Genomic DNA, 13,464 nt, shown 5'->3' with positions numbered 1-13,464 from the left:
TCTTAAATAACGATAGAAGATACTTTTTACTTCAAAAAAAGCGCACAATGGTCATTTGGGTAGAGTTTTTGTCCGATTCGGTAGAGTCTGACGACAGGGCAAATCATAAATTTGTCTTACTAAAATGAGCACAATCCGCTATCCACTCGACATAGAATAGTACGTTATGGCATGTCTGGTGTAGAGATTTACGTTCTTATTGATTATCGTTACTCCCTATAATACTTATGCTCTCTTTTTTACCAGAACAAGTTGTATTTACTGATCTATTATCTCCGATAGACAGCTATGTCAGGGTCGATTACCCCGTCATCCCGCTCTACTCCTCCGGTGCACGCCAGGATAAACAACCTGTCTATACTGGCAGAAGGCTATAATGGAATGCTGGCGCGTTTGCAATCTAACTTTTCAGCCTCGGTCAGGATTACTTTCAGCCACACATTGCCCCACATACCAATCCCTTTAACACAGTATCCACCGAATAGTCCGTTGTCTGAGCCCATCGTTCGTCTGTCAAGTAGTATGGACTAGTAGCTCTATCAATTCGGATTAGCACTCTTTTTTAACCATATGATGAACATGTACTTGTCGAGGTACGTGCGGCTTCTGCTGTGCCTGTTGCTGAGTGGGTCGGCCTGGAGTCAGGATGTCGACCTCACTAATTTAAAGAAAGTAAAACTTTCGGGAGGGCTTTCAGTAAATACACTTTACAACTCCTACAATCCGACAGGTGCCGCTCCACTGAGTTATTTTGTATCAGGCAATCTGAGTCTTCAGGCTCTGGGTACTGTTATCCCCGTTACCCTCTCCTATTCCAGCCGAAAATTTACCTACAGCCAGCCGTTTTCCTACAATCAGATTGGTATACATCCAACGTATAAATGGGCAACCGCGCATCTGGGCATGTCGAATATGACGTTTTCACCCTATTCCCTGAACGGTCATCAGTTTAGTGGGATAGGTTTCGATCTCGTACCGGGGAAATGGAAAATTAGTACGATGTATGGGCGACTCATCAAAGCGCAGGAAGCTACTGACGCAACACCCGCAGCCTTTCAACGTACTGGAATGGGTTTACAGGCAAGCTGGCAGAATGAAAAATTTCGGGCTGGAGTTACTACGTTCTACGCCAGCGATAACCCAAACTCCGTTACGATACCTGTTCGACCCGACTCAACCGCGCCTTTCGAACAGCCTACTCCATTATCCAACATGGTTATCGGCGCCAATTTTGGAACCACTCTATTCAACTTCCTTCAGTTCGATGTTGAGTATACGAATAGTGTTCTCGAACGTAACAGAACCATTTCCGAACGAGGCACAATGAATGCACCAGCCGCTTTGTTATGGCGGCCCAATGCTACAGCCGAATCGTATCATGCTATAAAAAGTACGCTCAACGCGAATTTGAAACGAACGAATACGATCATTGGTGTTGGTTACGAGCGGGTTGATCCAAACTATTTGACACTAGGCGGCTATTTCTTTACCAATGACTTTGAGAACGTAACGCTGAATTTTACCCAGCCTTTCTGGGCAGGAAAAATAAGTACAAGCGGGTCGATTGGTGTTCAGTGGGACGACCTGAAAAACGTAAAATCAAGCGCACAACGCCGACTGGTAGGCAACCTAAACGTAATAGCTACGCCTACCCCACGTCTGAATCTGAGCTTCAACTATTCCAGCTTTCAGGCCTATACCTTTATTCGGAACTCCATTCAGAATATAACCCGTCTGTCGCCACTCGAACAGCTCGATACGTTGAATTTCACCCAGATTACGCAGAACGTAGCACTCAATGCCATTTATCAACTAAAAAATACGGAAACCGTCATACAGACTATTATGGTAAACGGTTCGGTAATGGGGGCGGTAAACAAGCAGGGCGATCTGATACGTCGGGGGCAGTTGTCGCAAGTATATAATGGTACGGTTACGTATTCTTACGGTCTTCCTCGCCAATTTCTGACCATGTCAACGGGCCTGAACGTAATGGATAGCTACATCAGCCGCAACACATTCAAGTCGATCGGGCCAACGGTGGGAATAAACAAGGGATTCTTCAAAAATACCCTAACCGGTGCTCTGACGGCCTCATACCTGTTTGCTACGTCTGAACTGTCTAAAAATCATATAACCAATACCCGGCTGACAGTGAATTATATCGCTCAGGAACGCCACAATTTTACGTTGATGCTGGCCAACCTGTTACAGTCGGGTGGCAGTACATCACCAGATCTCGGTTCGTCTTCCTCTACCGGTAATTTCACCACGGCAACACTCGGCTATACTACCCGCTTTTAACGGCTTCATTCATTCAACCGGCTAGCCCGGCTGTGACTCCACGCTCCTAACTTTTTATGAGACGTATACTACCCCCGTATCTATTTATTGCCCTGTTTCTGGTTTCCTGGCTGCCCGGTTGGGGACAGAACTTCCCGGTGCAGGTACAGGCAATTGCCAAACCACCGTACACGACGTATCTGGCCGATTTATCCAGCCCAGCCAGTGATCAGCTTTATGTTACGTTGTTGCTGAAGGATATGCAACTAGCGAACCGGCAGGTTCGCTTAAAGACATCCATAGAAGGCCCCGGTACACGGATCATGGGCATGGATAACGTACCGGCCCCACCGGTTAATTTGTTGCCCGGCTCCATGATTCAGCTAACGGGCAGCGATCTGGCGGTATATTTCCGTCCCGAAAATCTTCAGGTTCCGCCCGCCCAGTACGCCCGCCCGCTACCGGAGGGGATGTACCGGTTCTGCTTTACTGTTTTTGATTATCAGACCAATCAGCAGTTATCGCCGACAGTCTGTTCTAACTATGCGTGGTTGCAACGTAGCGACCCACCGCTGGTCGTACTGCCGAGTAGTACACAACCCGTTCCGGTTCAGTCAGCACAGCAGATCGTGTTCCAGTGGATACCCCGCCACAGTCAGGTGAGTGCGGTCGAATACGAAATAACGCTTACCGAAATTATTGTTCCACAGGGGTTTACTGGAAATCCGCAAAACCTGTTTTTTTCGCAGCCACCTTACTTCGTTACCCGCACTTCGGGAAGCAGCTTTCTTTATGGCCCTGCTCAGCCCCCGCTAACGCCCGGCAGGTTGTATGGTTACCGCGTACAGGCAGTCCCTAAACCGGGGCAGGAAGGTCGGACGTCATTTGCTAATGATGGCTATTCGCCAGTTGGCTTCTTTTCGTATGGGTATGGCGCCAGTCAGGATGCATTGGCACTCGTACGGGGTCTCCAGAAAAAACTAGCTCCCCCTACTCCACCGGATAACATCATTAAAACGATGAAAGGGCAAGTGATCTGGTCTTTCAAGAAATCTGAACTCGAAGCCGATACGGATCAGGGAACATGGGTTGTGAACTCACCAGAGCAAGCGAAGGCCGAAGAAACCCGCCGGATAACGGAACCCGCCGAGAAAAGTAACGTAGCCAATCCGCTCGAAAATGCACAAGTGAATATACTGGCCAACGGAAAGGTTATTGGTACGGCCAAAACGGACAAAGACGGTAAGTATGAGATAAAAGGCTTCAATCCTGACGTACTGGTGGGTGTAACAGCTTTAACGGTACAGGCTAAGTCGACCGAAGATTTTACGACACTGACCTATACCGTACCCATTAAACGCGGACAATCAGAATATGATCTTGGTCAAACTACGCTGGTCGCGCAAACCTTCCGGCTCTCATCGCAGCTTGTAGTTCCAAATAGTCCGAAAGAAGAATTAACCTTAAAGATTCTCCGGCTTAAGGAAATTGTCAAACGGTTACCCTATCTCACCAAAGAAGGCAGTGGTGCCCGCGAAGAAATTAAGTACAACGGGAAGTCGTATGTCAGCATTGCTACGTTAACATCAGCACAGGCCGCCAAGCGGATCTTTTATAATACTATAGCAGGCGACCATCTGGTGGTACAGGTTGCAGCAAAGGGCAAAGCACCAACGTATTATCCGCTGAATCAAATCAAGGAAAAAGCCGGTCAGTTGGGCCAAAAAGCCGTACAGGTTTTTAAAGGCCTTTTTACGTACAAAAACACCGTAACGCTGGCGGGTAAGGTTGGAACAGGTAGTCCAGGTTTTACGCCCCGCGAAGGTGTCCGCGTTACGGTCAAGATCGACAAAAATGATCTGGCCTCCCCTCCTGCCAACGGAGCCGATTTCACCAAAACCGTTACGTCCGACAAATCGGGACAGTATACACTAGCCGATCTTCCCCTGCTGAAGAAAAATGCGCCGTTAAAACTAACAGCCGTCGACAACACATTATCACCTGTTCCGCTAACTGAAACAGTAACGTATACAGGCAACAGTCAAATTGCCAAAAATCTCACCATCCAGAACTCAATTTCGTTGATAGCGGGTGTGCTAAAGGATCAGTTTGGCAAGCCAGTAAGCGGTGGTATGGTGAAAGTACTATCAACAGGTCAGGTGATACGTACTAATGAATCCGGCTTTTTTGTTGCCAAAGCGTATGGATCGAATTCGGTGTCGCTTCAGTATGCCGCCCCCGGCTTCGCACAGAAGTCGGCAACTTATCCCGCTAGTAATCAGGCAGGTAAATGGTCTAATTTCCTGAGTAACACGAAAGGTATGTATGACCTATTGAAAGGATTAGGTCAGTCGGTCTTAGCCAAATCGAATATAACGGCGTTTACTAAACTCGTTCTTCCCGGCGAAAAGTTAAACAGCGTATCCAGTGCCGGTACAATTGTCATTCAAAATCAGGAAGGCAGTATTCGGTTTGTTGCCAGTGCCAACAATAGCCCGGTGTCGGTTAAAATTGAACTGGGCAACGGTAAATCGGGAACTACAGGCGCAACAGGCTGGAATTATAAAGGTACAGCCGAAGTCGTTACATATAAAGCAACACCAGTGGATGGTGAGCCGGGGCTTCTGCCCGTTTCGGGTGAACTAACGCTGAAAGCAGGGGAGAAAAAATCAATATCGTTAACGCTGGAGCGTGGTATTGCCCTAACAGGAACGGTATCAAACAAAGGTTCGAATGGTACCATCAAACAGGCAACCATCCGAGTACAGGATTTGCCTTATACCACACAAACCGACGATAATGGAAAGTATACGCTTTACGTGCCTATCGGTAAAGAGATTAAGGTAAAGGCCAGTGCCCGGAAATTCAGTACCGCTTCGGCCGCGATGACAGTTAGTGATAGCCGCACCGAAGATTTTTCGCTGAATGAACTCCCGGCCGATTTACCCGAACTTAAAACACTATTGGGTTACAGTATCGACGCCGACAAAGTTGACGTGATCAGCGATAAAACCGTTAAGGTATCGGGCAAAGTGTTATTGCCTACCAATGGCGTTTTCGAAGCTACATCGACTAAGTCGCTAGATTTCACCGACGTAGAGATGGAGGTAGACGAAGACGGTAATGGTATTCCGGCACAAGACGTTGTTTTTAAAGAGGTTGAACTTGATTTAAAGGGATACAAGTTTGCTCCTGTTATGCTCGAAAGTCAGGCCGGGCTGGTTTTAAAGAAGGACGTAGCAAACAAGACGACCGGATTGATTGGTGGTGAAAAGCTCCGATTGAACACCGATCTCGCTCCGAAAACAGGGTATTTTAACCTGAGTCTTTTGCCACTTACTACGCTTAGCTTCATCGACCCATCGGGTGCAAAAAATGCGTTTAAAGTGGCTTTCGCTAGTCAGAAATTGTATCCGGCTACGCAAACCACAGCTCAGTATCAACTCGAATTTAGTGAAAGTACTACGTCGTTGAAAGATTTGACTGCGACTGAAATTAACCGTATCAATCAGCAAAAAGATCGTTACGTTCCTTTTCAGCTTTCGTTCCTTACGTTCTTATTCGACAAGACGAACTCGGTTCTCAACGAGCAGGGAATCAAGTTTGCCGGGAAAGTTCATCTACCAAACGCGCCAAAGTTCATCCTGAGCACTGCCGACGTGGAGATTGATAATTTTATGATTGGCCGAAATCTGGAACTGGCCCAATCGACCTTTAAAATAAGCGAAACGACACCACTTAAAGCCCGAATGGGTAGCTGGCGGGCATCACTTACCAATCTGATCATCTCCAGTGATTTCAGTAATGTAGGCTTTGCCGGACGTATCAGCTCAACCGATAACGCCAACAATGATTTTACAATCGACAAGTTGGCGTATGTTAAGCAAACCGCTGGCGTCAGGCTTGCAGGCAAGATTCTGCTGCCGGAGGATGGCTATAAATTCAAATCGATCGGAATAAAAAAGCCTGATGGCTTTGAATTATCTTATGTAGCCGACAAGCGAGCCTATGAAATGGATGGAGACGCGTCGATGGTTTATAGCGGGGGTTCGGATAGTGAAATCTTAGAACGTCTTTTCCCTATCGAAGTACAGCGGTTCATTTATCGCAGTAACCACGACATGTTTGTCACCACGAAGCCAACTGCCAAGGCAGAGCTTGGACCAATAACGGTCAATCTTGAGAAATTGGTATTCTTTCGGGGATTCAACATTGAGTTCGGAACCTTGAGCACCTATATGGCCAGTAACACCACCGAAGGGTTTAATCCCCTGTATGCTACCCCAACGGCGGCTGATGTGACGAGCGACGATCAGGAAAACCCAAACGAAGTTCCCTATACGGAGTCTAGTATGTCCTGGGGGATTGGGCTGGCGGGAAAAGCCGAAATAGACATTCCGATAATCGAGGCAACCACTCGGGCGGCCTTACTGGTAGTTCTTAACGATAAAGGTTTACAGTTTAAGGTCGATTCGCTTTATTTCCACCTCAAAGGTCCAGGCTTTGTTGCCGATCTGCTAGCCGAGGCCGAATTTTCCAAAATTCGGAAAGGATTCAGAGCTTCAGGTGTAATTAAAATCCCCGTCCTTACCAAAAAAATTGAATGCGATTTTAAATTCTTCAAGACAGGCCCAGCCAAAACGGATATTGAGTTTGGCTTAAGACTTGTTGTTCCTCTGGGTGTTCCGATTCCAATGGGCCCCGTTAGCTGGATTCGGTTAGGCGGAGCCGTTGACTTCAACCTAAAAGAAGAAAAATATTTACTTGCATTAGAAGGCGAATTAGTGCCAACTGGGCTCAACTCGGGCTTAAATAATATTGTGAATTCGCAGAAAGCTAAGGTTACCGAAACAAACTTTGTAAAAACTGTTCAAGATAAAAAGGAATCTATAATTTCAGCGGCCAAAGAGAAAGCGTCAGGTGCTATTTCCTCTACAAAGGAGCAGGTCGATAAGCTTGGCGTTGGCGCCCTATCAAATCAGGCGGCTAAACTTTCGGACAAGGCTACGGATAAACTCAGCGGTTCGAAAGACGAAGATACTGACAGCAAAGAGTCGAATCTGATCGTATTTAAACCGGTATCGCTGAGCGTGCTGTTCGATGCGGAAGAATGCGGTTATAAGCCGGTAATCAAAGGTTCTGCGGGGTTGACCGTACTTAAATTAGACTGGGGTCGGGTGGATGCTACGGTTGACTTTTGTCGAAATCGGTTGATAGTCGCGGTCAATTCCAATATTGATCCGCTGAAAGGGTTGGCGACTATAAAACTAAATGGCCTGCTTTATGTAAAACCTGACATGCTATTCGTCGGCTGCAATGCCGAAGTCAGCGTATTGAAACTTGCGAGAGCCAATGCCCTGATTGCCGTTGGCATTAACGCGAACCGGTCGGAAATGCCAGAGGGTGAAGAAATTTGGAAGAATATTTCACCCGAAGCGCTCGATCAGGGCGGGCAACGATTCAATGGTATCAATCTGAAGCAAAGCGTTGGCATACTTGAGAAAAAAGGGAGTTTCGGTTTTGGTATAGGGCCTGCTTCGTTTGACTTCAGTTATCACTATGGTGCTTTAGCTGCGCTTACGTTCTACACTCGTTTCACGCAGACCGAAGTAATGGGCAGAGCCGAATTAGACATTAAAGGTGGCGCCAGCATTCGCGTGGTAAGCTTTTCCCTAAGCGGTGGAGCTTCGGCGTATCTGAAACTTCAGGGTGGCTACAACAATAATCAGGGATGGAACCTAAGTGGCCAAACCAAGCTGAATTTCTATCTGCAAAATGCCAACATGAACTGTAATGATGCCAGCGTTCGCTTTCGTGACAAATGTGCGACGATCAAGTATCCATGTGGCCTTTTTAAATCGTGTCGAAAAGAGCTATGCGTACCCTTTCCCGATGGGTTCAATTTTAAAATCTGTAAGGACGTAGATACCTCTTTCCAATTGACTTCCCGATAACTAAACGTACCGATACCGTGAGATCGATTTATTTACTATTATCCATACTGGTGTGGCTGACCGGTGGCCTATCTATTGGAATGGCGCAGAACGAGCTAGAACCAAACCCATTAGTAGTTCTCCCTTCCCCCAAAGGCAATTATCTGATTGTTAGCTCAATGAATCCAACTACCAGCGACTCGTTGATGAAACTGAATACGGCTTACTTCCAAATTGAGCGGGTGGAGCTGACTCAGAAAACGATGCAACGAATTAAAGAGCGATCTGACCGGGTGGGGTCTGGCCCGGAATTGCCTCTACCTGAGATTGGGCGGCTACATCTACCAACCAGTACGACTGACCTACATCGAGTTGCAAGCAATGAGTTTATTGAGCTACTAAAAAGATCGACAAACCAATCGACAGATGAGCAGTTGGTAGCCTATCTGAAAACACATTCTTCTCCCGGCGCCTATGGACTATTGGGTGGCGAGATCGATTTACAGCCTCTACTGGGCAACGTTTACGTCGATACTGAAGCTAAACCCGGAATGGTGTATTTGTACCGTGCTATCCGGGTCGATAAAATGAACAACAAGACGCTTTGGGCACAGGGTATTACGGTGACGGGGGCAGAAAATGAAGAACTCCGGCAACTTCGGATAAAGACCGCCAGCGTTACCGGTTTCGACAGTCTCGTATCTGTAAAGTGGACCCTGCCCATCCGGCAATTTGAGCCACGCCCGGAGATACCAATGCCTGATACGTTCGATCCTAACGATCCGGCCTTCCGACGAGCTATTACGGTTCATTTCACGAATCCCCAAACTGTTCGAGCATCTGTTTGGCTCTACAACGGAACTACCTGGAAAAAAGCAGAGACGCTGCTTCCTAATCTAAACGAAGCGGGCGATACGTTGACCTTTTTCTGGCAAAAACCATGTGTGCCGGAGGAAGTGGTTCGGGTGTTTCTAGTACCACAGGATATAGTGGAGAATACGGGAACTCCTTCTGATACGGCTACCACAGTAGCTATCGGCAATGACAAAGTACGTCTGATTTACGGGGCCAAAGCACAGGATACCACTGATGCCATTCGGGTGAGCTGGGCCCAGTTACCAGTTAAGCCATATTATACGGGCATTGAGATAGCGCGCGATAATGGGTCCGACAGTACGTTCACTGTTGTCGCGCAGGTTACACCCTCCGACAGTGTTTTTTACGACTACTATGTCCGTCCCGGCGTTTCCTATACCTACCGGGTCCGTCCGTTGTTTATTCCGTTACAAGGATTAGCCCAACCCGTTGCGGCTGAAGCCTTCGCTACGGCAACAAAGTTTACGCGTCCACTACCTGTTAGCGATTTACAGGCTCAGCGAGAGGGAAAGCACATTCGCCTGACTTGGGAAGGAGTCGATAGTCCAAGCCTGTTCAGCTATTACGTATACAGGGGGACGTCACCGGATAAACTAGTGCGGGTGACCGGCACGCTAGGAAAAAATACGACCTATCTTGACAGCTCAAGCGTATTAAGTGGCCGGTTGGAATATTTCTATAGCGTGATGACGATGAGTCTGACGCAGGACACCAGCGATATGGCTCCAGCCGTTTCCATCCGCCCGCTACGTTCCATCGAAACAACGTATCCCAAAACCGTCGAAGCCACATTAATCGACAAAGAAGCATGGCTTAGCTGGAACGACGTTCGCACGGAAGACAACATCCTTACTGGCTTCATTATCCAGCGACGTAGTGAACCGAATGGTACGTTCCGACCATTAACCCAGACGGTACTAGACCAGCCTTCTTTTACTGATACGACGCTTCGCGAAGGTCAGACGGCATGGTACCGGGTAGCGGCTGTTACCGCTTTTGGCGATACTACCGTTTTTTCGGAGGCTACCGAACTAGCACTTCCCTTACCCGAACCTGATCCAGTCTTTACATTCTACGTCCGCAACACTACGTCTGGCGTCGAGGTTAGCTGGCCCGGCGTTGACGATGGTGAACGCGAGAAGTACGGTATTTACCGCCGGGAAGCAAACTCCGCTACGTTCACCAAAATCGGCGAAGCCAGTAACAAGGACACCCAATTTTTGGACACCCAGGTTCGGGGGGGTACCAAGTATGTATACTCTGTTACGTCCATCGAAGCGGCTAACCGCGAGAGCAAACGCGTAAAATCTCAGGCAATCGTCCGGGATTGATTCCATAGATTGATTTCATCACTGTAATGAAAAATATATACTCTCTTTTTCGCTGCTTACTACTGATCGTTGGCCTGTTACAAATCGCATCAGCGAGTTACGGCCGGGTTACGTTACCAGACAAAAAATCCATTAGTAGCCCAGTAGCCCCTGAGAAAGCAGCAGCCACTATTACTGGCCATCCAACCAGCAAAACTGTCTGCCCAGGCCAGCCCACTACGCTCAGTGTGACGGCAACAGGTACGGCCCTGACGTATCAATGGCGTAAAAACAACACGAACCTCGTTGGCGCCACTGCTGCGACCTACACTATTGCCAACGTATTGCCTGAAGATGCGGGCAGTTACGACGTAGTAGTAGGTAGTTCTACCGGCCCGGCAACCAGTAATCCGGCTGTTCTGACTGTTCGCCCCTATACATTGATTCCAACGCCACCGGTTGGGCAAACGGCCAATGTGGGCAGTCCAGTCACTTTTTCGGCAGTAGCGACGGGCGATATTACCGGCTACCAATGGCTCAAAAACGATACGGCTATTCCGGGGGCTACTACTACAATATTTACGATTCCTAGCGTCGCAACTAGCGATGCAGGTTCCTACACAATACGTGTATTTGCTCCTTGTGGTGCTCAGACTGCCATGCCAGTCAATCTGGTTGTCAACGGATCGGGTCCATCTTCGCCGATCACGATTACGGAGCATCCTACATCACAAACCGGCTGTACGGGTGGTTCGATTACGTTTAGGGTTGTGGCAACAGGCAATAATATAACGAGCATTCGGTGGCGGAAAAATGGAACGATAATACCCGGTCTGGCTAGTGGAGCAGCCTATACAATAGCCCCGCTCAGCAGTGCTGACGAGGGTGAGTATGACGCCGTGTTAACCAATGCTGGTGGCTCTGTAACTAGTAATAAAGCTACATTAACGGTCCGGTCGTCGGCAACAATTACCAGTCATCCTACTGGGCAAACTGTTTGCGCGGGCAATTCGGCAACTTTTTCAGTAGCCGTCTCAGGAAGTGTTATTGGCTATCAATGGCGCAAAGACGGGAGCGATATTCCGGGGGCCACCAATGCAACATATACAGTTTCCAGCGCTTCCATAGCTGACAGAGGGCAGTATGACGTACGCGTGAACACTGCCTGTGGCTCTATCACCAGTAACCCCGCTACGTTGGTGTTTGTGTCAGGACTCACGGTGCTTGCGACGCCTTCGTCACAAACAGCTTGTACAGGGGGAGCAGCTACATTTGGTGTAGCCGTGGCAGGAAGCGATGTAACGGGCTATCAGTGGCGCAAAAATGGTACCGCAATACCCGGCGCTACCAATCCCTCCTTCGCGCTGGCCAATGCTACGAGTAACGACGCTGGCGAGTATGACATATTGGTCAGTAATTTCTGTGGTGTTAAGGCTAGTAACAAATCTATTTTAAGTGTTTCTCCACCGCTTCAATTAGCCATGTCTACAACGCCGGTTTCCTGTTTTCAGGGTGCCAATGGGCAAGCAGGTGTAACGGTTAGTGGTGGATCAGGCAATTATACGTATCGCTGGAATACGGGTGCCACTACGTCTACTTTATCAGGGATTTCTGCCGGGACGTATTCGGTGACGGTTACTGATGGAGCAGGCTGTTCGAACAGTGCTAACGTAACGGTTAATCAGCCTACGCAACTGGTATTAACCGCTATGCCTACGGCTGTTAAATGTTTTGGTGGTAACGATGGCAGTGCCACAGCGTCGGCTACAGGAGGAACGAGCCCTTACAACTATCGCTGGACTACCGGCGCTACTACGGCTACCTTGTCAGGGATTGTTGCCGGAACGTATTCTGTAACCGTTACCGATGCCAATGGTTGTCAACAGACCCAAACGGTACAAATCAATCAGCCTGCTCAACTCATAGTGAGCACTAATCCTACTGCGGTTAAGTGTTTTGGCGGGAATGATGGTCAGATAACCACTAACGTATCAGGCGGTACCGGCCCTTATAGTTTTAGCTGGAATACCGGAACTACATCGTCTGTCTTGACTGGCATTACGGCCGGAACGTATCAGGTAACCATTACCGATGCCAATGGTTGTCGACAAACGGCTACGGCACAGGTGAATCAGCCCGCTACGTTGCTAACCCTTACTACGTCTGTTACGGCAGTAAAATGTTTTAATAACCGCGATGGGATTGCCTCTGTAACGGCGTCAGGCGGTGGAACCTCCTATAATTACCAATGGAGCAATGGTGCCAATACACCATCCATTTCTGGACTGGCCGCAGGGACGTATTCCGTACAGGTGACCGACAACAACGGTTGTGTCAAATCGGCCAGCGTCGATATTTCGCAACCTACTTTACTATCATTGGCTACCTCTACTACAGCCGTCAAGTGTTTTAGTGGTAACGATGGAAGTGCCACCGTTTCGGCTAGTGGTAGCGTGGGTAACTACACCTACGCTTGGAATACGGGGGCTACTACGTCCACGATCAATAGCCTCACGGCGGGTAATTATTCGGTGCAGGTGACCGATGCCAATGGCTGTCAGCAAACCCGGTCTGTTGATATTACCCAACCCACTCGTCTGGTGCTAACGCTACAGAAAAGCAATGTTAAATGCTTCAGTGGTAACGACGGTCAGGTAACCTCCTCAGCATCCGGTGGTGTTGGCAATTACGCTTATACCTGGAATACAGGTGCCACCACGCCTAATCTGACAGGATTAATAACAGGAACGTATCAACTGACCATCACCGATGCCAACGGATGCCAGCAAACAAGCCCTATACAAGTTGATCAACCTGCTACGTTACTGACGCTGACTACAGCGAATACGCCAGCTCGTTGCTTTAGCAACCGTGATGGGTTAGCCTCTGTAACGGCGTCAGGCGGTGGAACCTCCTACAATTACCAATGGAGCAATGGTGCCAATACACCATCCATTTCTGGCCTATCAGCAGGAACCTACTCAATACAGGTGACCGACAACAACGGTTGTGTCAAATCGGCCAGCGTCGATATTTCGCAACCTACTTTACTATCATTGGCT

Annotated in this window: 4 protein-coding genes; all 4 read left to right on the top strand. The window is 48.3% G+C overall.

All coding sequences use genetic code 11. The features are described 5' to 3' along the window. The first annotated feature begins 579 nt into the window (after positions 1 to 579). Complete coding sequence (locus ACYVD4_RS07535) at positions 580 to 2,304, top strand: hypothetical protein (protein ID WP_460944022.1); 1,725 nt, start codon at positions 580 to 582, stop codon at positions 2,302 to 2,304. Between the two features lie 56 nt (positions 2,305 to 2,360). Further along, on the top strand, positions 2,361 to 8,237 hold the full coding sequence (locus ACYVD4_RS07530; RefSeq protein ID WP_460944020.1) for an MSCRAMM family protein: 5,877 nt from the start codon (positions 2,361 to 2,363) through the stop codon (positions 8,235 to 8,237). 17 nt (positions 8,238 to 8,254) lie between these two features. Then, positions 8,255 to 10,423, top strand: coding sequence for a fibronectin type III domain-containing protein (locus ACYVD4_RS07525; RefSeq protein WP_460944018.1), 2,169 nt, complete (start codon positions 8,255 to 8,257; stop codon positions 10,421 to 10,423). 26 nt (positions 10,424 to 10,449) lie between these two features. Then, on the top strand, positions 10,450 to 13,464 hold a 3,015-nt coding region (locus ACYVD4_RS07520; protein ID WP_460944016.1), incomplete at its 3' end, for a beta strand repeat-containing protein.

The organism is Spirosoma daeguense, assembly GCF_054776875.1.
This window is presented reverse-complemented; position numbering and strand designations above follow the sequence as displayed.

Excerpts from the sequence above, each read along its gene's own strand:
- ACYVD4_RS07535 (WP_460944022.1), top strand. The coding sequence starts at position 580 with ATGTACTTGTCGAGGTACGTGCGGCTTCTGCTGTGCCTGTTGCTGAGT.
- ACYVD4_RS07530 (WP_460944020.1), top strand. The coding sequence starts at position 2,361 with ATGAGACGTATACTACCCCCGTATCTATTTATTGCCCTGTTTCTGGTT.